We start from the raw sequence: 25,155 nt of genomic DNA on the forward strand, positions 1-25,155 counted from the left end.
CGGTGTTCAGAAAGCCTCCTGATATTTGTCAAGTCAGGGAGGAGAGACGGAGCGTCGAAACGGAGCGACACCGGATCAGGCGCGCGACGCGCTCTCCTTTGATCGAGAGAATCTGTGCGGGCGCGACCGCCCAGGGAGAGCGCAATGGACGACCTACAATATGGAACGCGCAACAAGCGCGGCGACTGGGCGCCGAACCGGCCGGTCGAAACCGCGCCGCTGTTCGTCTTTCCGCCCCGGTTGATGGCAATTCTGAAGTGGCTGCCGCACTACTTCCTTCCCTGGAACGTGATCTTCGCGGCATCGGCGGTGGCCTACTGGGCATGGGTGATTCCGACGATCAACACGATGCAGACTTTCGCCATCGGCTGGATCGCCTGGCTTTACGCCGTCAATGCGATTTGCGTGTTTTTCTTCTACGGCGCTTTCGAGCTTCATCTCTATGTCCTGAAGCGGCAGGAGAACCGCTTCAAGTACAACGGAAAGTTCCCGGCCGAGCAGAAGAGCAAGGCATTCTGGTTCGAGAGCCAGAGCGTCGACAATATTCTGCGCACGTTTCTCTCGGGCGTGACCGTCTGGACCGCGGTCGAAGTCGCCATGCTGTGGGCCTATGCCAACGGCTATGCGCCCTGGCTGAGCTTCACGGAAAATCCGTGGACGCTTGCCGTTGTCGCGCTGGTGGTGCCGATCATTCACGAGTTCCACTTCTTCTGCATCCACCGGCTCATCCACACGCCCTTCCTCTACAAGAGGGTGCATTCGGTCCACCACAATTCGGTGAACCCCTCGCCCTGGTCTTCGCTGTCGATGCATCCGGTCGAGCACCTGCTCTACTTCGGAACGGCGTTCTATCACCTGATCCTGCCCTCCAACCCTATCCTCATGCTCTATCAGCTCCACTATGCGGGCTTCGGAGCCATTCCCGGCCATGTCGGCTTCGACAAGGTCGAGATCGGGGAGGACAAGCTCATCGATAGCCATGCCTATGCGCACTACCTGCACCACAAATACTTCGAGGTGAACTACGGCGACGCCCTGATCCCGCTCGATAAATGGTTCGGCACCTGGCACGACGGCTCTCCGGAAGGCGAAGCGCGGATGCAGGAACGCTATCGCAAGCGCAAGGAAAAACTCGCGGCCCGCAAGGCTCGCGTCGAATTCGGGGGAACCGCCCAATGACCTGGATCTCTGCCTGCAAGCTTGACGACATCGAACAGGAAGGAGCCATCCGCTTCGACCATGGCGGGCGCACCTACGCGATCTACCGCGGGCCAGACGACAGTGTCTACTGCACCGCCGGCCTCTGCACACACGAGGCGATCCATCTCGCCGACGGATTGGTGATGGATTTCGAGGTGGAATGTCCCAAGCATTCCGGCGCCTTCGATTATCGCACCGGCGAAGCGCTCAGGCTTCCCGCCTGCGAGAACCTGAAAACCTATCCGGCCGAGGTGGTGGACGGAGAAGTTCGCGTGGCCCTGGACTAGAACGACCCGCTTTCAGGCGGAAATCGATAGAAGCGAATAAAACTCCATAAAATCAAACAGTTAGAGAGTTCTGCGTGTGTTCGTTCGAACGCACGGTGCTCTAAGGCTGCGCGACATTGGGCCCGATGGGCCTCCGGGATGCAACTGGGTGGTCCGGCACCCCCGAAGGGAGGATGAAATGAAATCGACTGTTGCGGCGGCCGTTCTGGCTGCCTTGATGGCTGGTACCGCATCGGCCGAGACGATCGGCGTTTCGATGCAGAGTTTCGACAACAACTTCCAGACATTGCTGCGCCAGGGGCTCGACGCAAGGGCGTCCCAGGTGGGCGGGGTCACTCTCCAGATCGAGGATGCGCAGACCGACATCTCCAAGCAGATCAACCAGGTGAACAACTTCATCGCTGCGGGCGTGGATGGGATCATCATAACCCTGACGGACACCTCCGCCGCTCCCGGCATCAGCGAGGCGGCTCGGAAAGCTGGAATTCCCCTCGTCTACGTCAATCTCGAGCCGGAAAACATCGATAAGCTGCCGGAAAAGCAGGCTTATGTCGGTTCGAAGGAAATCGACTCCGGAAGGCTCGGTGCGGAGGCGGCCTGCGAACTGCTGAAAGAAATGGGAAAGGCAGACGAGGCGCAGGTCTACATCTTAATGGGAGATCTGGCCCACCAGGCCTCGCGTGACCGTACGTCGTCGGTCAAGGAAACGCTGGCGGCAGGTGATTGCAAGGGCGTGACCATCGCCGACGAGCAGTCCGCCGCTTGGACGCGCACCAACGCGATGGATCTGACCACGAACTGGGTCACAGCCGGACAGCCGATCGATGTGATCTTTGCCAACAATGACGAGATGGCGATCGGCGCGATCCAGGCGCTCAAGGCCGCGGGCATGTCGATGGATGATGTGATCGTCGTCGGCATCGATGCGACGCAGGATGGCCTTGCCGCCATGGCCGCCGGTGATCTCGATGTGACGGTGTTCCAGAACGCCAGGGGACAGTCGGCGAGCGCCGTGGATGCGGCCGTGGCGCTCGCTCGCGGCAAGAGCGTCGACAAGGAGGTCTGGGTGCCCTTCGAACTGGTCACGCCCAAGAACATGGCCGAATACGCCAAACAGAACTGATCCTCCCCGACCGGCGCCCCTGCTGGTTGCGCCGGTCTTCTCACGATTGGAGAGCACATGGACGGTATCGTCATCATCGGTGCCGGGGAATGCGGCACCCGAGCAGCATTCGCCCTGCGAGAAGCGGGCTATTCCGGATCGGTCACGCTGGTCGGAGCCGAGCCTCACCTGCCCTATGAGCGCCCGCCGCTGTCGAAACCGGGAGACGGTGCGGTGCAGATGAAGCCGATCTGCGCAGCCGAAGCGCTGGCGGCGGCCGGCATCGACTATTTGCCCGGAGTGTCGGCCTCGAAACTCGATGCCGACGCCGGAACCGTGACCTTAGGCGACGGGCGGGCGCTGAGGTATGAAAAGCTGCTTCTCGCCATAGGCGCGCGTCCGAGACGCCTGACATGCCCGGGAGCGGACCACGCGCTCGATTTCCGCACCTATGCAGATGCGAAGATGGTTTTCTCCCATGCAGAAGCCGGCAGGCGCGTTGCGATCATTGGCGGCGGTTTGATCGGAATGGAGCTCGCGGCAGTCCTGCGTGGAAAAGGCATCGCCGTCAGCATTGTCGAAGCGGCACCGAAGCCGCTCGGACGTGCAGTTCCCGAGCGTTTTGCCGCAAAGCTGCATGCGAGGCATATGGACGAAGGCGTGCATTTCCACTTCGGACAGGGCGTTGCCGAAATCACGGATAACGCTGTTGTGCTCGCCGATGGCAGCGATGTGCCCGCCGACGTCGTCGTCGCGGCGATCGGCGTACTGCCCGATATCGCGCTGGCCGAGGCGGCAGGACTGGCAACCGGCAACGGTGTCTTGGCGGACAGCTTTCTTCGTACCAGCGCCCCCGACATATTCGCTGCCGGCGATTGCGCGGCGGTGGCGCAACTAGGTGGCGGGCATGTTCGCTATGAAAGCTGGCGGAACGCAAGGACGCAGGCCGAAACCGCAGCGCGAAACATGGCCGGTGCAGCCGAGACCTTTGCCGCTATCCCGTGGTTCTGGTCCGACCAGTACGATCTTGGCTTGCAGGTAGCGGGGCTGCCGCAGCCAGCGCATCAGCGCGTCGTGCGCTCAGCCGCGGCCGGCGAACTCGAGTTCTATCTGGACGATGGACGCCTCGTGGCTGCGGCGGGCCTCGGCTTCGGCAACAGCCTGGCCAAGGAGATCAAACTGGCTGAGATGTTGATTGCCGCAGGCGTCAGCCCCGACCCCGTGGCATTGGCCGACCCTGGCTTGAACCTCAAGACGCTTCTGAAAAGCCCGCGGGCGGCCTGATGCCCCTGAAGTTTCGAAACACTTGAGCTTGTCTTTCGTCTCAAGGGCAAGCTCACACCAACTCCAGGAAGCGAAGCGGCGTCTCCCCCACCAGCACGGCCGCGCCCCATACGATTAGTGCTACGCCGATAAGCTTGCCGAGCCGAGAGCCCATCGGAAGGACCTTTTCCAGCACAACGAATGTCATGAGACCCACCATCCAGAAGAGATTCATGACGCCGCCGAAGAACAGGAGCCCCATCAGGAACCAGCAGCAGGCGACGCAATAAGCACCTTGCTCGATTCCCATGCGGAACGCTCCGGTCGTTCCCCCGCGCCAATGGGTGAGGATGAAATGCAGCGGAGAGCGACACTGGCGCAGGCAAGCTCGCTTGAGCGGGGTCAGTTGGTAAATACCCGCTGCCAGCAACAGCGTGCCGTCGAGCGTCGCGCTTGCACTATCCAGCATCGGCGACAATAGCGCCGAACGCTCCAGGCCCCACTGCAAACCGACTGCCACAACGCTGAAGCCCGCCCAGGCAATCAGGTAGGCTGAGGCAAAGAGCGAGGTTGGGACAAAGGGATTGCCCTTTTCCTTTTGCCGGCGGCTCATCGCCCCGAACAGAAGCACCGCGGGTGCCGTCGAGGGGAGCATCATGGCGGCCATCATCACCCACCACATGATGAACATCAGCGCGGCGTGGCTCATGTCCCAGACGGCGGGCGTCATCATCGGCATGCCTGCTCTGCCCGGGGTGACGCAGATCGTCCCGAGGGCTGACACACCCATGCCCGCCCCGGCCAGAACATATGTCCACGCGATCACAACGACGGTGGAAAGTGCAGTGAGGACAACAATCCTGTCGCGCTTGAACGCGCTCTCGACGGCGGCATCGATCGACATCTCTTTATGCCCTTTGGCTCGATACTATCCGAGCCATGCCGTGAGCCTTGATCTTTCCCGGACCAGGCCATCCTGATTGAAGTGGTGAACGCAAAAATCGGCCCATGAATCTTCGAACGCCATTTCCATATCACCGGTGACCGTGGTCGTGCCGAGCCCGAGTTCCGCGTAGGTGAACTCGAAGCTGCCGCTCGGCCGTGCCAGCGCGATGTGGAACGGCTCGCCCGTGAACTCGTTGATTTTCGGGCTGGCGCTGCTCGTCAAGACGCCCGGGATCCTGACCTTCGCGGTTCGGGCATCGAAGTCCGCCTTGAGATCGATCGGCAGGAACAACGTTTCGCAAAAATCGGAACAGGTGCTGGCGAAGACTGCGAAGAGATTGCTCAAGGGCGGGCAGGCCCCGCCCGAGATAATCGTTTCAAGCGCGATCCGTTGGGCCTTGTCCGCACGCTCGTCGATGATGATCTGACGCCGGCCGTTTCCGTCCTTGATTTCACCGGGCCACTTGTAGAGCGCCGCCCAGGTCAGGCCCGCTAGCGGCGTGTCGTTGAAGTGGCCTTCAACGATGTTGCCGGTGTAGGCGGACTGGCAATAGCCATGTGTACTTGGCAAATTGAACTGGCAGCCGCAATTCATGGCGCAATTGCAGTTATCGTAGGTTTCGCTCTTGAATACCCATTGGTCTCCCATTCCCGGATCCTCCCATCCTTGCGCCGACGTTGGCGCAACGATTACGGAGATCGCACAAGAGAGGTCGCGCGCTCTAGTTCAGGAACTGAAGCGCCCCGGTTTAGAATCTGAACTAGCCAGGACAGCCCACCTGCCGTAGCGTATGGTGAACCGACTGCATGTTTCTCTGGATCGTAGTCGATCTAAGGATAAAAACATGCATTAAAACAAAGACCTAGACTGCGTCGCATGGCTCCAGTCGAATGCGGCGCGCTTTGGGGAGGAGGTTCACCATGACACAGGCAAGCTATGGACAGTTCTGTCCGGTGGCCCTGGCTGCCGAGGTGCTGTGCACACGCTGGACGATGCTGCTCCTGCGTGAGCTGATGGCCGGCTCGACGCGCTTCAACGATCTGCGCCGAGGCGTGCCGCGCATGTCCCCGGCCCTCCTGATCAAGCGGCTGCGCGATCTCGAGGACGCCGGTATCGTCCGTCGCGTTGCTTCGCAGACCGAGCCGGGAATTCTTGAGTATCACCTGACGTCTGCCGGACGGGACTTGAAGCCGGTGGTCGAGACGATGGGCATATGGGGCCAGCGCTGGTTCGAGGCCGATGTGTCGCTGCAACATCTCGATCCGTCGCTATTGATGTGGGACATACACCGCAATCTCGATCCCACGACGTTGCCGCCGCGGCGCTGCGTGATTCAGTTCCTCTATCCTGAACTGCCTGCCGCTCGCCGGCGGTGGTGGCTTCTCGTCGAGCCCGGCGCCGGGGTGGATCTCTGCGCAGTCGATCCCGGCTTCGATATCGACCTCTACGTCACCACCGACCTGCGTACCATGACTGCGATCTGGATGGGACTGACGACGGTCCGTCAGGCGATGGGCGATGGAAAGCTTGTGCTCACGGGCGATCGTCAGGTGGCGAGCCAGATGCAGACCTGGCTTGGCCTGAGCCCTTTCGCGGCGGAAAAGAAGCTGGTTTCTGCATAGCGGTGTGGCAGGGCTCATCGTTGTGGCGACTCAGGGCATGGCGCAATGCCGACAACAGCGGCGCTTGCACGAACTTCGGCTTGGCCCCCGAAGCGGTCATTGTCAAGAGCTTGACCTACGCTGCGGGAGCCTCATGCCATTGCGTCCGAATTTGCTGCTCTAGGATGTCGATCATGTCGAACTCATCTCCTTCAAGCCCTTCGTAAGCGAGATGAGAAACCACTGCCAGCGCAGCATACTGTCCATCAGCCGCTGCTACCTGGTGCATTAGGGCTAATGCTTCTTCTGTTGTTACAACACCCCCGTTGAACACGTGGCGGGCAAAAATGACAATCGAAGCTGCAAGGGGGGACGCCGCACTGTCGACCCACATGGTTAGCAACTCTTGTTGAGTTTCCCTCGATATCTCTGCAGAGGATGGCGGACACGCGATCTGGTACAGGACGCAAAATGCGGCGTTGGCAGAAATCGATCGCGCTTCTTCAATGAGAGCGGCCGCCTCGCCGAGGTTTCGATATGGGAAGCTGCAGTCAAACTTATCCGAAAAAGCCTGCTCGCGCTCGAAGACATCCATGACGCGCTCCTAGTCAACCGTACGGTTGATAACAGGGCTAATGGATGTTCGCATTTGGCGCAAGACAGCCGTCAGCGCTTTCGCGTCTCTCGGGCATGCTCCGGCGTCGGGAGAGGACGAGGCAGTGCTCATCGTCTTCCTCGGGTCTGGCCACCCAATTCCAGCGGCGACCGGCTACGCTCTCCAGGCTCCGGTCATGACCGCCATGGGCGAGTCGGTCGCCTGCCCCGCAGATACTCAGAACAGCTACGGCGAGCCCTCCCGCATCAGCGCGGCAACGACGACGCCGGAGAGGAATGTGAGGGCGGCGACCGATGCGATCGCCGCGCCAAGGCCGAAACGGTCCGCGATCAGCCCCGCCATGAGCGCCCCGATCGCGTAGCCGAGGTCGCGCCAGAAGCGGTAGACGCTGAGCGCGCGGGCACGCCAGGCGGGATGCGCGGCATCGGAGACGGCGACGATCAGGCTCGGATAGACCATGGCGGTGCCGAGGCCGATGAGGAGGCTCGCGACCAGCCACCATTCGAATTGCCGGGTCAGCGCCGTCAGGAACAGTCCGGCGGCCTGCACCCACATGCCGCAGACGATCAGCCCCTTGCGCCCCCAGCGGTCGCTCAAGGGACCGGTCGCGATCTGGAGGATGCCCCAGGTCGCCGGGTAGATCGCCTTGAGAATGCCGATCCGTTCGACGCCGAGGCCGAAGGAGGCGAAGAACAGCGGGAAGATGCCCCAGCTCATGCCGTCGTTGAGGTTGTTGACGAGGCCGGCCTGCGAGGCAGCGAAAAGATTGCGGTCCCGGAAAGAGGTCAGCGTGAAAACTTCGCGGAAGCCGATTGAGGGCGGCTGTTCCGGGCGTGACGAGGCCTCGAGCCGCACGTGATCGCGCGTGTCGCGAACAGCGAGGATCGAAAGCAGCGCCCCGAGCACCGCGTAGCCGATGCCGAGATAGATCGGCGCCGGCCGCAGCCCATATTCCGAAGCGAGGTAACCCGTGACGAATGCCGTCACCCCGACTGCGAGATAGCCCGCGAACTCGTTCAGCCCCACCGCGAGCCCGCGTGACCTCGGCCCCACCAGATCGACCTTCATGATCACGGTCATCGACCAGGCAAGTCCCTGGTTGATGCCGAGCAGCGCATTGGCCGCGATGATCCAGCTCCAGCTCGGCGCAGCAATGATCATGAACGGGACCGGCAGGCCGAAAAGCCATCCAAGCACAAGCACGCGCTTGCGCCCCCAGTGATCCGCCAATTGGCCGGAGACGAGGTTGGCCAACGCCTTCACCATCCCGAAGCTGACGATGAAGGAGACGACGAGCGTCGTCGAAGCGATATGGAACTCTTCCGCCCCGATCAGCGGCACGACGGTGCGCTCGATCCCGACCATGCCGCCGACAAAGGCGTTGATCAGAACGAGCAGCGCAAACTGCGGCCAATTCTCGGCAAGGCCGAGCTGGATACCGGGCGTAGTCGTCGCGCCGTTCTTCGTGGCCATGGTCACGCTCCGCTACAGCACGCGCGTCTGATCAGGCGCGCAAAGAACGCTGTAGCACTTGAATTGCCGCATGTTCCTGTTCTTGAACGTCATTCGCCCGGGGCGTCGGGGAAAAGGACCGTCAAACTTTCTTCGGCCGCCGCCCAGGCATTCAGATGATAGCGCCGCAGCAGCAGGATGCTCACAGCGAAAACCAGAAGCCCGGCGCACACGCTGAGCAGGACCGGCAGGCTGAGCGCCGATTGCGCGACAACGCCCGCGAAAACGCCGGCGATCGCGCCATTGATGGTGCTCACCATTCCCGCCGTCGTCACGAAGAATTGCCATGGCGACGACTTGAGACCCTTGTGGACAAGCACGGCCGAGCGATCGTCGTGAATGGCATGAATGAGAAAGCGCCGCATGACCGGCGCGCTTTCGACGTAGTAGTGCCGTATTCGCGCCATGCCGCGCGCATGCACCATGTCCTCGATCGCGACCTGCACGGCACGCACGAAAGTGACAAGGCCGATGAAATAAAGGCAAGGAAGCAGGATCAGGCTGAACAGCACGAACGGCATACCCATCTGCGTGACCTGCGCGACGAAAGCAAGCGCGATCGTCGCGCTCGAAACCGAGGTGAGGAACAGGTTCGCGCGCTGGTTCGCTTCCTGGATGGTGCCCGACCGCGCGGTTTGAAGCACGAAGTGCTCCGTCGTCATGATCTGCAGGACCTGGTCCTCGCCTTCATTCGCCTCTGCCATGGCGGTCTCCTCCGGACGATTGCTCGTGGCGTTGCTCGGCTACAGCGCCGCGCGTCTCATCCGACGCCACGGTGCACGGCAGCAGTGTAATGCCGCCCCGTCGGTTGCGGTACAGTAACGCATCTCCCTCCCCGCATTCCTCGTCACAGGTCGGCAACTGCTCGCATGGCCGCGAAAGACGAGCTCTCAGGCGAGGCCGATCAGCACGCCACCGATCGCCGCCACGACGACCACGATCCAGGGTGGACATTTCCAGGCCATGAGAAGTACGAAGCAGGTCAGCGCGAGCGCGAATTCGTGCGGACCGATGATCGCGCTGGTCCAGACCGGCTGGTAGAGCGCCGCCCCGAGAACGCCCACCACCGCAGCGTTTGCACCGCGCATCAACGCCTGCGCCGTGGGCCTTGCGCGAAACGAATCCCAGAATGGAATGGTGCCGATCAAGAGCAGAAAGCCCGGCAGGAAGACGGCAACAAGCGCGATGATGGCACCAAGCAGGCCATTAGGTTCGGGGCCGAGCACCGTGCCGAGATAGGCGGCGAAGGTGAAGAGCGGCCCCGGCACCGCCTGTGCCGCGCCGTATCCCGCAAGGAACTGGTCGGCCGTGACCCAGCGGGGCTGCACGACCTCCACCTGAAGGAGCGGCAGCACGACGTGCCCTCCCCCGAAGACGAGCGATCCGGCGCGATAGAACGAATCAAAGACCGCGAGCCCCTGCGACGAGGTGGCCGCGACCGCGACCGGCAGGCCGAAGAGCAGGCAGAAGAGCAGGACGAGCGCCATCCAACCCGTGGCGTGCGACACTGGGAAGCTGACATGCCCGGAAATCGCCTCGCCCTTCGTCCGGCAGAGCCACAGTCCGGCGAGCCCGCCGGCCACGATCGCCGCCAGCTGGCCAATCCCGCCGGAAACGATGACGACGATCAGCACCGCGGCAAGCGCAATGCTTGCGCGTTCCCGGTCCGGGCAGAGGTTCCTCGCCATGCCCCACACTGCCTGGGCGACGATTGCGACGGCAACGACCTTCAGGCCGTGGATGATGCCCGACGCGATCGGTCCGCCGAACGACGCCGCCCCGAAGGCAAAGAGCACGAGCAGGATCGCCGATGGCAGCGTGAAGGCGGCCCAGGCGGCCGCCGCACCCAACGGCCCTCCACGCAGGAGCCCAAGCGCGAAACCGGCCTGGCTCGAGGCTGGACCGGGCAGAAACTGGCAGAGCGCCACGAGATCCGCATAACCCTTCTCGTCGATCCAGCGCCGGCGGACGACAAGCTCGTCGCGAAAATAGCCGAGATGCGCGATCGGACCGCCGAAGGAGGTCAAGCCGAGCTTCAGGAACGCCGCAAAGACCTCGCCGGCGCTCCCCCTGCGGTGATCCGCGCCTCCGGTCGCCTCGATTGCCCTGTCATCCATCGATCATCGTTCCCGTTCCAAATGCCCGCCGGTCTTGCGAGCGCCGCCTCAAAATTTCCCGATACAGCGCCTCCGGCGATACGCCAATCTCTTCCGCCAGCGCCCTCCGGTCGCCTTTGGCCGGCAACGTGCCATCGCTCCATGTCATCCATGCGTCGAGCCGGGCGCTGACGCTCGCCGGCGAAGCCGCGTTGGACATGGCATTCCGCGAGAGCGCGATTGCTTCGCCGGATCGAGGCGAGCCGGGCGAACCTCCGTTACGTCCACCTTGCAGCCCATCTGCAGATGGCGCAGATCCTGAAGGAGCCAGACATCAACCGTAGACGATGCGGCCCATAGCAGGTAGCCCCGCTGCGTCCCTTCCCCAAACCCGGGCCGCAAACCAACGTATACCTAGTCTTGAACCGCCTATTCATCGATTAGATCGCAGCAGGAGCCCATACATAGAGGAGACATCTGATGTTCAGGCCCATTGCTGCTGCCTTTTCCTTCGCACTGATTACCGCCGCACCTGCACTCGCCGACGAGCCGTACAATGCCAAGATCACGACGGTATTCGATCAGAAGCTGCCCCATGTTCCCGGCAAGAGCATGCGGGGCGTCCTGGTGGAATACGGGCCCGGCGGACACAACCCGTCGCACACGCATGCCAAGAGCGCCTTCATCTATGCAACGGTGATCGAGGGGCGCATCAAGAGCCAGGTCAATGGCGGCGAGGTCAAGATCTACAACACCGGCGAAAACTGGGTTGAATCTCCTGGCGACCACCATCAGGTCAGCGCCAATGCCAGCGATACCAAAGACGCCAAAATTCTGGCAGTCTTCGTCGTCGACACGGACGAAACTGAACTGACGATCCCCGACGATTGATCGGCTTCCTCACCGCCGACTCTGGGAGTTCTGTTCAGCAGCCCCAGGGCGGCTCGATTTTTGGAAGAAGAGCGCCTCGTGCTCAAGGCGGCGCCTTTTCATGGCCATCCGTGAGGGTGCCCAAATCGCACTGAAGCCGGTGTGCGCTTTCGTCACGCAATATTGACAGGCCGAGCCGTTGCAGAGCGGGCGCCGCGCCTTGTGTTTCACGGAAATCGGCGCAATTGTTCTGCTGCCATGCAGCAGTGTTTGATCCGACGGCTGCATGCCGCCTGGAAGCGCAGAGTGCTTTTGGCACGACGGCATGCACCAAGACAAATCGCCACCTTTCTCCTCGCGGTCTTCCTCGCCGTGGGTATGGGCGCGTCTTTCGCCGAGGCGAGCAGCATGGCCGCTAGAATGGCGACGATGTCCAACATGATCATGTCCGACATGGTGGAGAATGGCGACTGCCAGGGTTGCCCGGACCAGCCGGACGATAGCGGTATGAAGGCCATGGCCTGCGGCAATGTCTGTGCCGCCCCGATCATTGCGCCGCTCCCTCTTGCGGCAGTCGTGCCGGACGGCGAGACGCCGATTTCGGTCGTCGCTCCCGATCTGGCCCTCGACGGCCAGACGCCGCCGCCCGATCCCGCCCCGCCACGAACCACCGACATCGGTTGATCTCCGGCTGTCGCTACCGCGACGGGCCGGACGAGCGAACGCGTACATTTTTCGTGCCGAAGCGGACTTCGAGATGAGAACACACATCCACGGCCCCATGTCGTCGAAGTCCCCGGCAGTCCCGGCGGCAGGATGCTGCGCGTCGCCTGAAACAAACGGAACTCACGCAGATTTACCCATGGAGAATTGAAATGAGACGCATGATCCGCCTCACGAGCCTCGCGGCTCTCATCGCCTTCGCCACGCCGGCGCTCGCCCAGTCGCAGCAGGCAACGCTCTATAAAAGTCCGGAATGTGGCTGCTGCGAGGGCTATGTCGCCTATCTGCGCGACAACGGCTTCAAGGTTGATGTCAAGGAAACCGAAGAACTCGCCGCGATCAGCCACAAGGCCGGCGTACCGGAAGACATGCAGGGGTGCCACACCACCTTCATTGACGGCTATGTCATCGACGGCCACGTACCGATCAACGTCGTGCGCAAGCTCCTCAAGGAAAAACCCCCGATCGCCGGCATCACGCTCCCGGGAATGCCGATGGGCTCGCCCGGCATGAGCGGCACAAAGACTGAAAAATTCGTGATCTACACCGTGCCCAAGGATGGCAAGGCACCGGAGGTCTACGCGACCGAATGACCATGAACTGATTTGCAACGGACGACACATCGAAGGCGGAACGGCGACCGGCGTCGCCTTCCGCCCCTCTGCGAGAGTGAATTGCGTAACCTGAAGGAAGGTCTACTGCATGAAGACTGTCGTACATGAATCCGTGCTAACCTGCCCGCATTGCGGTTTCACCCGGCAGGAGACAATGCCGACCGATGCCTGCCAGTTCTATTACGAGTGCGCCAACTGCAAGACGCTGCTGCGTCCCCGCCCAGGAGATTGCTGCGTGTTCTGCTCGTATGGTTCGGTGAAGTGCCCGCCGGTACAGCAGCAACTTCAATGCTGCGAATAGTTTCCAGTCCCAGCAGCCGTTCCGGCAAATGGCGCCGGCTGAGCCTCGCGACGACTACACCGCGAACCGAAGAAGCCTCTTGGTTCCATAAAGCATCCAACCAAGGCAGTGGCCGAGAAAGTAGATCGTCAGCACCATATAGGTGATCAACACCACCGTGACCGTCGTGCCGGCACCAAGGCTGTCGAAGGGCGATAGCTGATGGAGCAAATCGGCCCACCAGCCGACGTTCGGGCTCCATTCGCAGGCAACCTCGTCACAGGCCGAAACAATGAATGGCAGGGTCATTGCCGACCAGGCGAGGAAAATGAAGCCGGCGCTTTTCCAGCTGTAGCTACGGCTGCGAAGCAGCCTGTGCACCTGCCGTCCCTTGGCAATAATCATGGCAATACCCAGCAGTATATAAATTGATATCTGCATCTCAGCGCCCAAGCCCACCTATGAAGAGCCACTATTAGCGGAGAGATGTTGCTGCGAGGTTCAGTCGATAGGTAAATAGTTTATGGCCGAGCTTGTTCGTCTGGCTCCCGGCACTGTGCATGTTGCCCTGGCAAGGATTCACGGCCGGGATATCCAGTTACTTCGGCCGGGCGCTGCCTTCGTACATGAAGGTCATCGGCTTCGGCCCGCGCATATAGCCGGTCTCGACCCGGTCGACCCGAAACCCGCCCTCCTCTATCAGCGACCGGATTGGACGGTTGAGATTGCAGCCGCCGCTGATGCGCCGCCAAATCGGGTTGAGGCAATCCTGGCACCAGCGCACGCCGCGGTCGGGTGAAAGCCCGTGCTCGACGAACAGCAGCCTGCCCCCGGGCTTGAGCACGCGGCGCATTTCCGAAAGTGCCTCGGCCGCCTCGGGAATGGTGCACAGGGTCCACGTGGTCACCACCGTGTCGACGCTCCCGTCATCGAGCGGAATCGCCTCGGCGGAGGCTTCGATGAAGTTGACGGGTATGGCGGAATGCGGCACGCGACGTGCCATGGCCACGAGACCAGGGGAAGGCTCGAGCGCCAGAATTTCGCGGACCACCGGGCGGTAGTGCGGCAGATTGAGGCCGGATCCGCAGCCGATCTCAAGCACGCGCCCCTCCGCCGCGCCGATCACCCGCTCGCGATAGGGAAGCAGGCGCTCGTTGCGCATGGACAGATCGCAGAGTTTCGGCAGGACGACGTCACGGTAGATGCCCATCATGTCCTCCCTGGCTGCTGCATCCGTGGCGCAGGATTACATTCTGTTGCAGAGGCGGAAAATTTGCAAAGGGTGCGCCCCCGGCAGTTCACGCCCGCACCCGCGCCGCGCGTGTTCAGACGCACGACGCTGGCATCATCGCATGTAGTCGACTTCACCCAGCCGTTGGCTCAGCCGGCTGCCATATGCTGACCTGACGCGTCTCGGGCATCAGGAACACGGCGAGCACGAAGCAGATGGCGGGAACGACGATCGGGTAGAGCAGCGCATAGCCGATGCTGCCTGTGGCCGCGAACGCTGCCGAGGTGATGAAGGGCACCAGCCCGCCGCCCCAGCCGTTGCCGATGTGATAGGGCACCGACACCGACGTGTAGCGGATCCTCCCGGGGAAATATTCCGCCAGGAATGCCCCGACCGGCCCATAGACCATCCCGACGTAGCAGACGAGGATGAAGATGATGAAGATCGCGATCGGGAAGTTGATGTTGTCCGGCTGCGTCACTGTTCCGAGCCACAGATACAGCGGGTAATAGGTGATCGCGGCGAGTAACATACCTCCGAGGATCACGGGCTTGCGGCCGACGATGTCAGAGAGCCACCCGAAGAGGATCAGGCTCGGCGTTGCAAGGAGCAGCGCTGCGCCGACGATGTAGGACGAACTCAGCGGGTCCACCTTGGAAACCTGCTGCAGGAAGTACAGGGCCCAGAACTGGCCGCTGTACCAGACCACTCCCTGCCCGATCAGCACGATGGTGGCAATCCCCACATATTTGGCGTTGGCGCTCAGGAACGCTTCCTTCCAGGGATTCCGGGTCATCTGTCCCTTGGCCTTGATCTCCGCGAAGATCGGCGTTTCCTGGAGCTGGAGCCTTATGTAGATGGCAATCGCAACCAGAAGGAACGACAGCAGGAACGGCACGCGCCATGCCCACGCCTCGAAGACTTCATTGCCGAAGTAGGTGCGCGTGGCGATGACCACGGCCAGCGACACGACGATCCCGAGCGTCGGAGAAGTCTGGAGCCAGCCGGTATAGTAGCCGCGGCGTTCATCCGGCACATGCTCGGCCACATAGGTGATGGCGCCGCCATACTCGCCGCCGAGGCACAGGCCCTGGATCATCCTGAGGCCGAAGAGCAGGAACGCGGCGGTAAGCCCGATCGCATCATAGGTCGGGATCAGGCCGATCGCTCCAGTGCCGAGGCCCATGCCGCTCAGCGTAATCAGGAACGTGTATTTGCGGCCGACCCTGTCACCCATCCAGCCGAAGAGAAACGCCCCCAGCGGACGGATCAGGAAGCCTGCAGTAAACAGCGCAATCGTGCTCAGGAGCGCTGCGACCGGATGCGATGGTTCGAAGAACTTGACCGACAGCACTGCGGCCAGGCTCCCGAAAATATAGAAGTCATACCATTCGATGATGTTTCCGACCGACGCGGCAACAATCACGCGCCGGAAATCCGTCGGGACCTGGATAGCCATGTTTCTTCCTCCCGTTTCTACACATGGCCCCCAAATTTTTATGGCACTTTAGCACGAAAACAGCCGAAACACGAAAACAGCCGATCAAAACCGCCTCTTCTCCGGCAAGCGGCTCTCCGACGTCACCGGATTGCTATTGCGGAATTTTACTTTGTGGCGCCCGTGCCGCGAACAAAGCGGCCGTGAGCATCAGCCCGGCTGCCGCCAGTGGCAGCATGAAGAAGCCGTTTGCGGAATAGGCCGCGCCGAAGCCGATCGTACCGGCGAAGAGGGCTAGATAGGTGACGCCGCTGTTGAGCCCCATGATGGCGCCGCGTTTTGCGGGATCGAGCGCGGTCAGTCGCATGATGAGCACGTTGAGCCCGAAGTGGTTGACGAGCCCCCAGAGAAACACCACCGCCAGGATCGCGATGTAGGAGCCGCTCGCCGCCACCATCGCAACATAGACGCCGGCGACGGCGAGAAAAATGAGCGGCAGCAACCTGCCTGCACCGAAGCGATCGATCAGCCGGTCGAGAAAGGCCGCGCCGCCGAAGCCGAACCCGTAGGAGACCGCGACGAGGCCGTTGGCACTGACAGGCAGGCCGAGTGCGGCATGGAGATGGTCGCCAATATAGCCGTAGACGCCATAGAAGGCCGCCATGAACGCCGCGCAGGCGGAAAGAAGCGGCGCGACGCCGCAAACGCCAAGCGCCGCGAGCGGCGATGTAGCCCTGCCCTCGCCGACATGCCTGCCCTCAGAATCCCCGGTGACCGCAACCCTCGTGACCGCGGCGAGCCGGACGGCGGCGCAGGCGAGAACGGTCGCGGTCGCGACGACGACATAAACCGTGCGCCACCCGGCGAAATCGGCGATGGCGGCCGAGAGCGGCACACCGGCCACCATGCTCAGCGTCCAGCCGGTCAGCACCAGGCCGATCGTCTCGCTCTCGCGCCCGGCGGGCGCGATGATCGAGGCCAGCGTATAGATCGAGGGAAGCGCGATGCCTGCGGCGATGCCGACGATGAGTTGGAAAGCGACCAGCAGCGGCAGCGTCGGCGCGGCCGCGCTGCCGCCAAGGCCGACGGCAAGCAGGATCAGCGCCGCCGCCAGCATGCGGCGCGGGCCATGACGGTCGATGAGGCGGCCAAGGAAAATGGCGCTCGCCGCCGTGCCGAGACCGAAGGCGCCAGAGGCCGTCATCACGGCGGGAACGTCCGCACCGAGGCTCCGCGCCACTTCCGGCGCAATCGGACCGAGCGCCAGCGAGTTGGAGCCGATGACGCCAATGCAGGTGGTCAGCACGAAGGCGAAGGGCGGGATACGCGCCCTCTCCGCGGACAGGTTTGGAATGGATTGATTGATGTTCGCCATTCCCGCATAATCGCAGAACGATATTCGGCAACAAGAGGCAATTTCGGAATGGACCAAAATACAGATGACATTCGGCGGAAGCGCCCCGCCGACCGTGAACTCGACGCGATGGACCGAAAGCTGTTAGGCGTTCTGGTCGAGGACGCCACCACGAGCTACGCCGAACTCGGCGAACGCGTCGGCCTTTCGCCGCCGGCCGCGCACGAGCGCGTGAAACGCCTCAGGCGCTCGGGCGTAATCCGCCGCGTCGCGGCTCTGGTCGACCCCGAGGCGCTGGGCAAGACCCTGCTCGCCTTTGTCCATGTCGACACGACCGGCTGGGGCAAGACGCCGGCGCTGCTTGCGATCGAGCAGCATCCTGAAGTCGAGGAGATCCACTCGGTCGCGGGCGACACCTGCATGCTGCTCAAGGTTCGCACCGAAAGCACCCATGCGCTCGAAGGACTGCTGGCGCGCCTCTACGACACGCCCGGCGTGAAGGCAACACGCAGCTATGTCGTGCTTTCGACCTATCTGGAGCGGCCGGTGCAGCCGGGCACCACGAGCGAATGGCCGACACTGGTGAAAGGCCAGGAATAATCCGGCCGCCCGGCTTTCCGATCCGGGCCCGAGTATGTCAAAACCCGCTCTGCGCCGGGCGCGGTGCGGGCGGAAAAACCGCGCGCCCTTCCCTCGTCCCGCTAATGTTCGGAGAGTTCCTCCGCCGTGGCGGCGATTGGTGCATTGCCCAATGACCTATCGGCGTATTTGAAGGCCAGTATGCTGATGACGGAAAGAACTATAACTATCAAGATCAAACGCATGTGTGCTTACCAGGGTCTTTTATATTGGTCTAGCAACACTCGCGGGATGCTTGTTGTTCCCTGGGTATCAGGTTGACCGGTCAGGTTGACCGATCGCTTATCACGTCTGCCAATACAGAGCATCCCCTTGCCGCGCCGCGCCGTAACTCCCCGCCGACGGCCCTGAGCTGGTCTGGTGCTCGATAACGCCGCACGGCGGGACTGCCCAGCGGGTCGACATCACCGGAAATCAACGTATCCTTGGCGCCGTCCGTTACTGCGACCCGCGTCTTTTGAGACGCGCAAAGGTCGATTCCGACTGAGGAACCATGCAGCAGTGGAGCGAGCGCATGCCAGACAAGACGTCCATCAAGTCAGCGAAGGCGAGAAGCCCGCCGGACCCCGGAAGTCGATCGCCAGGTCATCAGCCAGCAAATCCGAAAATGCTGCGGCGAAGGAGTATCCGGCGGCGGCCACGGAGCCGACCCTGCTTTCGGGCGGCAATCCACAGATCGCCAAGGGCTACGGCGACGCGCCCGTGCAGGCCTATATCGCGGCCATGCCGGGCTGGAAGAGCGACGTCGGGCGCCGGCTCGACGCGCTCATCGTGCGCACCGTCCCCGACGTACAGAAGGCGGTCAAGTGGAACTCGCCGCTCTACGGAATGGACGGCCAGAGCTGGTTCCTCGGCATTCATTGCTTCACAAAGTACATCAAGCTGACCTTCTTCCGCGGCGCCTCGCTGAACCAGCCTCCCCCCGTCGCGTCCAAGATGGAGCACGCGCGCCATTTCCACATCCACGAGAACGATCAGCTCGACGAGGCCCAGCTCGCCGCCTGGTTCAAGCAGGCGAGCGAAATACCCGGCGAACGAATGTGAGCGGGAGTGAGCCGCGGTCATGACAAGAGCCGAACTTTCCGACCTCTATCGAGGCTACATTCAGTGCCTGAATAGCCATGATTGGCCGAATCTGGGGGCCTTCGTTCACGAGGACGTTCACTACAACGGCAAGCGGATCGGACTGTCAGGATATCGCAGCATGCTCGAAGACGATTTCGCCGCGATTCCCGATCTCTATTTCGACGTAGAACTGCTGGTTTCAGAGCCGCCCCGCATTGCGAGCCGCTTACGTTTCGATTGCACCCCAAGAGGCATGCTGTTCGGCCTCGCCGTCAACGGCCGAAAAGTCCAGTTTGCCGAAAATGTCTTCTACGAATTTGTGGACGGCCGGATCGAAACGGTCTGGTCTATCATCGACAAGGCGGCCATTGAGTCTCAGCTGGAGTAGTTCCAGAAATAAGCTTCAACAACCACGAAGAAAGGCGACCGATGGACGGAAAAGCAGAAGACTCTCCCTCTCGGCTGATCGATGCCAGAATCGAAGAGCTCGGCGATTGGCGGGGCGAAACGCTCGCCCGGGTCCGGTCGCTCATCCGGGAGGCCGACCCCGAAGTCGTCGAGGAGTGGAAGTGGCGAGGCGTTCCGGTGTGGTCGCATGCCGGAATCATCTGCACCGGCGAGACCTACAAGCAGGTCGTGAAGCTGACCTTCGCCAAGGGCGCTTCGCTCGAGGACCCCGCCAGCCTCTTCAACTCCAGCCTCGAAGGCAACACCCGGCGTGCGATCGATATCCGCGAGGGCGAAACGATCGATGAAGAGGCGCTGAAGTTGCTCATCCGCGCCGCGGTGGCGCTGAACACGTCTGCCAAAGCTGTCCGTTCGCAGAAGAAACCGAAGAGCGCCTGATCTGTCTGCGCGAAGGCGCAGCCCGCATCTAGTCCGGTCGTTCTTCCCGCAGATCAGGTCGACCGCCGCGTTGCTGAGCCTGTCGAGCGCATCTCTCGGCTCGCCGGCGCGCGCTCGAATAGCGAGCGAATGCATGATGGCCGAGGCCACGGATGCGAGCCCGGCAGCGTCGGCTTCCGGTCCGAGCTCGCGGTCGTCAATGGCCTTGCGGATACGCTCCTGCAGAACGGCATAATCCGGCGAGGCTCGACATCCACGTCCCCCTAGCCCTTGCCGTCAGACGTCCGGATGGATCCGGTAAAAATAATCCATCGGAAGTCGCGTATCCGCGCCGTCGAGCCACCGCGCCCTCCGCGCAACGCGGCAGACACCCAGATCACGCACCTGTCCGTCGCTCAAATCGTCGATCTCTGCCCGAATTGCCCGGCTACCTCGCCAGGTTCTCCAATGCGTGGCCAAGGTGCCGAGAAGCCGAAAGAGACCGTTGGCTGCGGTGTGTTCAGCCAAGGGTTTGGCGATCTCCGCCTCGGTCTCATGTCTCGTGCCTCGCAGGGCCGGAAGGCTGTGGTGCCGTCGCGACACTTCCGCCAGTCCCGCAGGCGTTGCCGGCAGCGCCGCCTGATACCGGGCTTTCGCAAGGGTCAGAGTATCGTTCATGGCAACCTCCATATGCTTTGGAGGTTGAATTCTGCAGGCTACGAACCGCTTCGTAATTAAGCGCTCCCAAATAGTTCTCAAAACTTCCAAATGGACCATAGACGCGCCGAAAACAGCGGCGCACCTGAACGGGATTACATCCCGCTCAACAGCCTGTAGGCGATCGTCCACATGACGGCGGCGATCGCGAGATCCAGCACCCGCCATGCCGAGGGCCGAGAGAAAACCGGGCGCAGCCACTTGGCACCGTAGCCAAGCGCGAAGAAAAACAGGAAGGAAGCCGACATGGCGCCGGCAGCAAACAGCATTTCCTGCCCGGGAAAGCGTGTCGCAATGGTGCCGAGAAGCACGACTGTATCCAGGTAGACATGCGGATTGAGCCAGGTGAGCGCGAGGCAGGTCGCAAAGGTCGGCCAGAACCTGGAAGAGACTTCTTCTTCAACCGTCAGGGCTCCGGAAGATCGAACTGCAGAATGTAGGCTTTTTGCGCCGTACCAGATGAGAAAGGCCGCTCCCCCAAATCGCATTGCGGGGTCAAGCCAGGGCAGCATGGCCGCAATTTGCCCGAGGCTGGTGACGCCCAAGAGGATCAGGATGGCATCGGAGACGCCGCATGTGAGGCACACGGCGAACACGTGCTCGCGCCGCAATCCCTGGCGCAGGATGAAGGCGTTTTGCGCACCGATTGCGACGATCAGGCTCAAGCCCATCATCAGGCCAGTCATATAGATCGGAAGGTCCATGCTGACGAAATGCTCCGCAAACGAAAGAGTCGGCATTTCTCTAGCGGACGTCCGGGACTTAGGATAATTAAATGAGATAAACTCAATTAAGTAGAGCTAATGCCATGCTCGATTACCCTGCGCTTCACGCAGTGGCGACCGTCGTCCAGACCGGCAGCTTCGAAAAGGCAGCTGCCGCGTTGAACGTCACGCCGTCGGCCGTCTCCCAGCGGGTGAAGCAGTTGGAAGAGCGCCTCGGCGTGGTCTTGATCGTCCGGGGAAATCCGTGCACGGCAACCGAGAAGGGGGCATGGCTCTGCCGGCACATGGAAAATGTCGGCATGCTCGAAGGCGAGTTGATGGAGCTTCTTCCGGCGCTTGCCGATCCTGACAAGCCGCGCGAGCAAGTGACGCTTTACATCGCGACCAGCGCCGACAGCCTTGGAACATGGTTCCTGCCGGCCATCTCGAATTTTTCCAAGCGATCCCGGTATCTTCTGAATGTTGCAATCGACGACGAAGAGCATACGGCCGAATGGCTGCAGCGCGGCCGCGTGCTCGCGGCTGTCACCAGCGTAGAGAAGCCGATCCCGGGCTGCCGGCGCACCTCCCTCGGAGCACTGCGCTATCATGCAACGGCAAGTCCCGAATTTGTGGCGAAATACTTCGCCGATGGTGTCACGACAGAGGCGATCGGCCGCGCGCCCGCGCTGACCTTCAATCAGAAAGACAGGCTGCAAAGTCGCTGGATTCGTCAGGCCTTTGGCCAGGATCTTGCCTACCCCACCCATTGGCTGCCATCGACGCAGAGCTTTCTCGATGCGAGCCTCTCCGGCATGGGCTGGTGCATGAACCCTGCCCTCCTCGCCGGAGAGCACCTGGCTTCCGGGCGGCTCGTCGAGCTCATCCCCCACACTCCGCTGGACGTGCCGCTTTTCTGGCAGATCAGCCGCCTCGCCGCCGACCGGCTGGTAGACCTGACGCACGAAGTGGCTGCAACGGCGAAGGCGCGACTTCTCGGGTGAAGCTTCAATGGCCGCCAATGCCGCATTCGACGCGCGGCGCTGTAAAGGGCTGCCGCGACGGCGACACCCACTTTCGCCGCTTAGGCCGGCGCCTTTTCTTCTAGAATCAAAGCGCTACAGCACCGTGCGTCCTTTAGGACGCACAAAGGACGCTGTAACTCTTTGATTCCACGCATCGTGCTTTCCGAAAATCGGGTCCGATTTTCGGGCCGATGCGCTAGAGCGTCCTTTATGCGTTCATTTGAACGCACGGCGCTCTAATGAACGATGTAGCGATAGGCAACGAAAGCGAAGAAAGCCGCCATGCAGGCAGCGGTCGCGAGCTGTGTCAGCCGCCGCTCTACGAAATCGCGTACCGACTCGCCGTAGCGCTGCAAAAGCCAGGCTAGAAGCATGAACCGCGACCCGCGTGCGAGCGCGGCGGAAATGGCGAACAACCAGATGTTCACGTGAGCAACCCCAGACAGAATGGTCACGACCTTGATCGGCGGCAGGTGCGCAAAGCCCGAGGTAATCAGGAGCAGTACGATCGTCGAGAAGTCAACGGACTGGCTCAGGTGATCGAAAGTGTCGAGCTTCCCGTAAAACTCCAGTATCGGCCGGGCGACTGTCTCGAATGCGTAATATCCGATAAGCCAGCCGGCGATACCGCCGAGCACGGACGCGACTGAGGCGATAAGCGCGTAGCGCCAAACCCGGTCCCGCCTTGCCAGGGCCATGGGCACAAAAAGAACGTCGGCTGGCACGAGAAAGATGGAGCTTTCGACAAAAGCAATGGCGGCGAGCCATCTTTCCGATGAGCCCTTCCCGGCAAGAGACATCGTCCAGTCGTATAAGGATCGGAGCATGGAGCCACCTTTCAACTGCAGCAAATCCCGTCCGCGGCGTGTTCACGCCGGCCGGGATTGCGCGCGTGACCTTTCATCGGGCGGAGAACACATCGTCAGCGACTTGAGCCAATCCTGGCGCCGCGGGGGGTAGAGCCATATCCATGTCGTCAAAAATCGTGTCGCAATTCAGAGCACCATGAACGGGGAACCTGTCGAACGGCCGTCGAACACTGCAAACAGGCGCTCGTGGATTGACAGCCTACCCATCGATCGCACGCTGGTTGCAACAGACCGATAACAGTCGCCCGTAAACCGCAAGCGGTTATTTCGGGAACGAATCTGGAGCAAGAAAAAGCTGCTCTCCCGCCAGCCGAACTCAATGTTGGCAATTTGCGCGTAGCGGGAAGTGCGCTCACGACGGCAAATGGTACCGATCATGGAGGCAGCGGCAGCTTCCCGAGAGCGTTCGCCAGCGATTGTATCGACGCGGGTCGAAAAGGCCCCATTCGGGTGAAGCCGCCGATCGTGAACGATGGCGCGATCTCGACAAGGCGCTTTGCAGCCTCTCCTGCCGCCTCGAAATTGTTCAACTCGACCTGTGCCGCCGCGAAGTAGGCATAGGCGACGCTGAAGTTCGGGTTCGCTCCGACAGCAAGCGCCGCATAGGTGGCGGCCTCCCCGAAGCGGCCGCTGAACCAGTGGGCCAGCGTTAGCGCACAGTAAGGATGATAATTCAGGGGATCGAACGGGCTGAGCCTCAGCGCAAGCAGTGCATGCTCGATGGCTCTTTCGTTTCGCTCGCTATGGGCATTTACCAGGGCACTGAAGCCGTATGCGAGGGCCGAATTGTGATTGAGCTCCAGCGCCCGATCCAGAACGATAATGGCCGCGTCGTAGTCATGCGTGAAATTGGACTTGACAAAGGCGGCGATGCTTAGGGCCTGCGGATCATCGACACCAAGGTTGAGCGCGGCATTGCAGTGTTCCAACGCAAGAGTTTTATCCCGTTCGTCAAATCCACAGCGGAAGTAACTTTGCTCATGGCACCACGCCGCATAGGCATGTGCCAGCGCATAGTTCGGGTCGCGCTTCAGGGCGGCCTCCAAAAGCAGCAGCGCTTTTTGCGTTTCAGCCGGCGAATTCGCATAGGTGTGCGGGAGTGCTTTCAAATAGAGGTCGTATGCGTCCAGTGCATCCGGCCGTTTTCGCAGCGCACGTTCAATTTCGGCTCGGCGTATCGACGGTTCCAGCGCACCGACGATGCTGGTCACGAAACGGTCTTGAAGATCGAACAAGTCCTCGGCGAAGCCCTCGAGCCTATCTGCCCATACGTGCGTCGCACCCGTCCCCTCCAAAAGCTGTCCCGTGATGCGGATTCGGTTGGCGGATTGTCGGACACTGCCTTCGAGCACGTAGCGTACGCCCAATTCCCGAGCGACCTGCTTCACGTCAACAGGCCTTCCTTTGTAGAAATAGCTCGAGTTGCGCGCGATCACGAAGAGGCTGGGAATCTTGGCCAGTTCCGTGATGAGATCCTCGACCAGGCCGTCGGCAAAATAGTCTTGCTGCGGATCGCCGCTCATGTTTTCGAACGGCAACACTGCGATCGACGGTCGTTTCGGCAGGGCAAGGGGCGTGTCGATCAGGTTGGTTGCATCCGGCGTCTGCGCCTCCAGATGAAGCTGATAGACGCGGATCGGCCGCGTGATGTTCTTGAGGTACTGGTCTCCAGTGTCTTCGAAGGTGATGTCCAGCCGTTCCCGGACAAGATCGCGCACAGCGGCCGATACGGCGATTCCGCCTGGCCGTGCAATCCCCTCCAGCCTCGACGCGACGTTCACGCCGTCGCCGAAGATGTCGCCATTCTCCAAGATGACGTCTCCCAAATTAATGCCGATCCGGAACTCAATGCGGTGATCCGGCGGAATTGGGTCATTTCGAATGATCATCGCGCGCTGTATGTCGACAGCACAGGCTACCGCTTCCAAAACACTTTGAAACTCGGCGAGAATGCCATCGCCGATGAGCTTTACGACCCGGCCGTTGTGCTCTGCAATCTTCGGGTTCAAGAGCTCGCTCTGGTGGGCCACCAACGAGCGGAGCGTCGTGGATTCGTCGGCCTCCATGAGCCGACTGAAGCTAACGACGTCAGCGGCGAGGATCGCTGCCAGTCTGCGGTCCATAGACGCCCTCCTACGGATTGCATCAAGCAGCATGCCATAGAATTCAGTTAAGGCA

The 25,155-nt window shown here is 61.6% G+C and carries 29 protein-coding genes and 1 pseudogene; 14 read left to right on the forward strand and 16 right to left on the reverse strand.

Going from position 1 to position 25,155, the window contains the following annotated elements:
- Positions 1 to 144 precede the first annotated feature (144 nt).
- The 4 genes from QA637_RS09005 to QA637_RS09020 all read left to right on the forward strand — a co-directional run bounded on the left by QA637_RS09005 (position 145) and on the right by QA637_RS09020 (position 3,873).
- Positions 145 to 1,179 (forward strand): sterol desaturase family protein, encoded by a 1,035-nt coding sequence (locus QA637_RS09005; protein WP_153437488.1) that lies wholly within the window; start codon positions 145 to 147, stop codon positions 1,177 to 1,179.
- The gene (locus QA637_RS09010) at positions 1,176 to 1,487 is read left to right on the forward strand and encodes a Rieske (2Fe-2S) protein (RefSeq protein WP_153437487.1); all 312 of its coding nucleotides are present in this window, start codon (positions 1,176 to 1,178) and stop codon (positions 1,485 to 1,487) included. The genes QA637_RS09005 and QA637_RS09010 overlap by 4 nt, the downstream gene beginning before the upstream one ends.
- Before the next feature lie 178 nt (positions 1,488 to 1,665).
- Positions 1,666 to 2,610 carry a substrate-binding domain-containing protein gene (locus QA637_RS09015; protein ID WP_153437486.1) on the forward strand — a complete coding sequence of 315 codons (945 nt, stop codon included), beginning with the start codon at positions 1,666 to 1,668 and terminating at the stop codon, positions 2,608 to 2,610.
- A 57-nt stretch (positions 2,611 to 2,667) separates the two neighbouring features.
- Positions 2,668 to 3,873 (forward strand): NAD(P)/FAD-dependent oxidoreductase, encoded by a 1,206-nt coding sequence (locus QA637_RS09020; RefSeq protein WP_153437485.1) that lies wholly within the window; start codon positions 2,668 to 2,670, stop codon positions 3,871 to 3,873.
- A gap of 52 nt (positions 3,874 to 3,925) precedes the next feature.
- On the opposite strand, the gene QA637_RS09025 is transcribed toward QA637_RS09020, so the two are convergent.
- Both QA637_RS09025 and QA637_RS09030 read right to left on the reverse strand, forming a co-directional pair.
- Positions 3,926 to 4,756, reverse strand: a complete 831-nt coding sequence (locus QA637_RS09025) for a DUF2182 domain-containing protein (protein ID WP_153437484.1) — start codon at positions 4,754 to 4,756, stop codon at positions 3,926 to 3,928.
- A gap of 24 nt (positions 4,757 to 4,780) precedes the next feature.
- Positions 4,781 to 5,446, reverse strand: coding sequence for a DUF1326 domain-containing protein (locus QA637_RS09030; protein WP_153437483.1), 666 nt, complete (start codon positions 5,444 to 5,446; stop codon positions 4,781 to 4,783).
- A gap of 272 nt (positions 5,447 to 5,718) precedes the next feature.
- On the opposite strand from QA637_RS09030, the gene QA637_RS09035 reads away from it, so the two are divergent.
- Positions 5,719 to 6,420, forward strand: a complete 702-nt coding sequence (locus QA637_RS09035; RefSeq protein ID WP_153437482.1) for a winged helix-turn-helix transcriptional regulator — start codon at positions 5,719 to 5,721, stop codon at positions 6,418 to 6,420.
- 115 nt (positions 6,421 to 6,535) lie between these two features.
- Here the strand turns inward: QA637_RS09035 and QA637_RS09040 are convergent, their stop codons facing one another.
- From QA637_RS09040 to QA637_RS09060, 5 genes and pseudogenes are all read right to left on the reverse strand, one after another.
- Entirely contained in the window at positions 6,536 to 6,994 is a 459-nt protein-coding gene (locus QA637_RS09040) for a hypothetical protein (RefSeq protein ID WP_283064795.1), read from the reverse strand.
- 246 nt (positions 6,995 to 7,240) lie between these two features.
- The gene (locus QA637_RS09045; RefSeq protein WP_283064797.1) at positions 7,241 to 8,488 is read right to left on the reverse strand and encodes an MFS transporter; all 1,248 of its coding nucleotides are present in this window, start codon (positions 8,486 to 8,488) and stop codon (positions 7,241 to 7,243) included.
- A gap of 89 nt (positions 8,489 to 8,577) precedes the next feature.
- Entirely contained in the window at positions 8,578 to 9,231 is a 654-nt protein-coding gene (locus tag QA637_RS09050) for a hypothetical protein (protein ID WP_153439182.1), read from the reverse strand.
- A gap of 186 nt (positions 9,232 to 9,417) precedes the next feature.
- Entirely contained in the window at positions 9,418 to 10,644 is a 1,227-nt protein-coding gene (gene chrA, locus QA637_RS09055; protein ID WP_153439184.1) for a chromate efflux transporter, read from the reverse strand.
- Positions 10,637 to 10,819 (reverse strand): annotated as a pseudogene (locus QA637_RS09060) (Crp/Fnr family transcriptional regulator); the annotation flags it as partial. The gene chrA and the pseudogene QA637_RS09060, both read right to left, overlap by 8 nt.
- A gap of 284 nt (positions 10,820 to 11,103) precedes the next feature.
- Between QA637_RS09060 and QA637_RS09065 the strand changes: the two are divergent.
- The 4 genes from QA637_RS09065 (at position 11,104) to QA637_RS09080 (ending at position 13,131) form a co-directional block, all read left to right on the forward strand.
- Positions 11,104 to 11,514, forward strand: coding sequence for a cupin domain-containing protein (locus tag QA637_RS09065; RefSeq protein ID WP_153439186.1), 411 nt, complete (start codon positions 11,104 to 11,106; stop codon positions 11,512 to 11,514).
- Between the two features lie 387 nt (positions 11,515 to 11,901).
- Entirely contained in the window at positions 11,902 to 12,177 is a 276-nt protein-coding gene (locus QA637_RS09070; protein WP_234886860.1) for a hypothetical protein, read from the forward strand.
- A gap of 191 nt (positions 12,178 to 12,368) precedes the next feature.
- A complete protein-coding gene (locus QA637_RS09075; protein ID WP_153439188.1) occupies positions 12,369 to 12,809 on the forward strand; it encodes a DUF411 domain-containing protein in 441 nt (146 codons plus the stop codon).
- Between the two features lie 175 nt (positions 12,810 to 12,984).
- A complete protein-coding gene (locus tag QA637_RS09080; RefSeq protein ID WP_428843129.1) occupies positions 12,985 to 13,131 on the forward strand; it encodes a GDCCVxC domain-containing (seleno)protein in 147 nt (48 codons plus the stop codon).
- Positions 13,132 to 13,185: 54 nt separating this feature from the next.
- Here QA637_RS09080 and QA637_RS09085 read toward each other — a convergent pair whose 3' ends face one another.
- The 4 genes from QA637_RS09085 to QA637_RS09100 all read right to left on the reverse strand — a co-directional run bounded on the left by QA637_RS09085 (position 13,186) and on the right by QA637_RS09100 (position 17,154).
- On the reverse strand, positions 13,186 to 13,515 hold the full coding sequence (locus tag QA637_RS09085) for a hypothetical protein (protein WP_153439192.1): 330 nt from the start codon (positions 13,513 to 13,515) through the stop codon (positions 13,186 to 13,188).
- Positions 13,516 to 13,708: 193 nt separating this feature from the next.
- Entirely contained in the window at positions 13,709 to 14,320 is a 612-nt protein-coding gene (locus QA637_RS09090) for a class I SAM-dependent methyltransferase (RefSeq protein WP_153439194.1), read from the reverse strand.
- 154 nt (positions 14,321 to 14,474) lie between these two features.
- The gene (locus tag QA637_RS09095) at positions 14,475 to 15,800 is read right to left on the reverse strand and encodes an MFS transporter (protein ID WP_153439196.1); all 1,326 of its coding nucleotides are present in this window, start codon (positions 15,798 to 15,800) and stop codon (positions 14,475 to 14,477) included.
- Positions 15,801 to 15,933: 133 nt separating this feature from the next.
- The gene (locus tag QA637_RS09100) at positions 15,934 to 17,154 is read right to left on the reverse strand and encodes an MFS transporter (protein WP_153439198.1); all 1,221 of its coding nucleotides are present in this window, start codon (positions 17,152 to 17,154) and stop codon (positions 15,934 to 15,936) included.
- Positions 17,155 to 17,202: 48 nt separating this feature from the next.
- Here QA637_RS09100 and QA637_RS09105 point away from each other — a divergent pair, with 48 nt between their 5' ends.
- The 4 genes from QA637_RS09105 (at position 17,203) to QA637_RS09120 (ending at position 19,683) form a co-directional block, all read left to right on the forward strand.
- Entirely contained in the window at positions 17,203 to 17,733 is a 531-nt protein-coding gene (locus QA637_RS09105) for an Lrp/AsnC family transcriptional regulator (protein ID WP_153439200.1), read from the forward strand.
- 615 nt (positions 17,734 to 18,348) lie between these two features.
- Complete coding sequence (locus QA637_RS09110) at positions 18,349 to 18,816, forward strand: DUF1801 domain-containing protein (RefSeq protein WP_283064936.1); 468 nt, start codon at positions 18,349 to 18,351, stop codon at positions 18,814 to 18,816.
- A gap of 19 nt (positions 18,817 to 18,835) precedes the next feature.
- Complete coding sequence (locus tag QA637_RS09115) at positions 18,836 to 19,225, forward strand: ester cyclase (RefSeq protein WP_283064802.1); 390 nt, start codon at positions 18,836 to 18,838, stop codon at positions 19,223 to 19,225.
- Positions 19,226 to 19,266: 41 nt separating this feature from the next.
- Positions 19,267 to 19,683, forward strand: coding sequence for a DUF1801 domain-containing protein (locus QA637_RS09120; protein WP_153439206.1), 417 nt, complete (start codon positions 19,267 to 19,269; stop codon positions 19,681 to 19,683).
- 276 nt (positions 19,684 to 19,959) lie between these two features.
- Here QA637_RS09120 and QA637_RS09125 read toward each other — a convergent pair whose 3' ends face one another.
- Both QA637_RS09125 and QA637_RS09130 read right to left on the reverse strand, forming a co-directional pair.
- A complete protein-coding gene (locus tag QA637_RS09125; RefSeq protein ID WP_184109053.1) occupies positions 19,960 to 20,340 on the reverse strand; it encodes a hypothetical protein in 381 nt (126 codons plus the stop codon).
- Between the two features lie 134 nt (positions 20,341 to 20,474).
- On the reverse strand, positions 20,475 to 21,083 hold the full coding sequence (locus QA637_RS09130; protein WP_153439233.1) for a LysE/ArgO family amino acid transporter: 609 nt from the start codon (positions 21,081 to 21,083) through the stop codon (positions 20,475 to 20,477).
- 104 nt (positions 21,084 to 21,187) lie between these two features.
- On the opposite strand from QA637_RS09130, the gene QA637_RS09135 reads away from it, so the two are divergent.
- The gene (locus tag QA637_RS09135) at positions 21,188 to 22,087 is read left to right on the forward strand and encodes a LysR family transcriptional regulator ArgP (RefSeq protein WP_153439208.1); all 900 of its coding nucleotides are present in this window, start codon (positions 21,188 to 21,190) and stop codon (positions 22,085 to 22,087) included.
- 257 nt (positions 22,088 to 22,344) lie between these two features.
- On the opposite strand, the gene QA637_RS09140 is transcribed toward QA637_RS09135, so the two are convergent.
- From QA637_RS09140 to QA637_RS09150, 3 genes are all read right to left on the reverse strand, one after another.
- Positions 22,345 to 22,935: a YqaA family protein gene (locus tag QA637_RS09140; protein WP_153439210.1), complete on the reverse strand. Its 591-nt coding sequence runs from the start codon at positions 22,933 to 22,935 to the stop codon at positions 22,345 to 22,347.
- A gap of 168 nt (positions 22,936 to 23,103) precedes the next feature.
- Positions 23,104 to 23,355 carry a hypothetical protein gene (locus tag QA637_RS09145; protein ID WP_283064803.1) on the reverse strand — a complete coding sequence of 84 codons (252 nt, stop codon included), beginning with the start codon at positions 23,353 to 23,355 and terminating at the stop codon, positions 23,104 to 23,106.
- Complete coding sequence (locus QA637_RS09150; RefSeq protein WP_167528218.1) at positions 23,352 to 25,043, reverse strand: adenylate/guanylate cyclase domain-containing protein; 1,692 nt, start codon at positions 25,041 to 25,043, stop codon at positions 23,352 to 23,354. The genes QA637_RS09145 and QA637_RS09150 overlap by 4 nt, the downstream gene beginning before the upstream one ends.
- Between the last annotated feature and the right edge of the window lie 112 nt (positions 25,044 to 25,155).

This window comes from Sinorhizobium terangae (assembly GCF_029714365.1).
Classification (GTDB): Bacteria; Pseudomonadota; Alphaproteobacteria; order Rhizobiales; family Rhizobiaceae; genus Sinorhizobium; species Sinorhizobium terangae.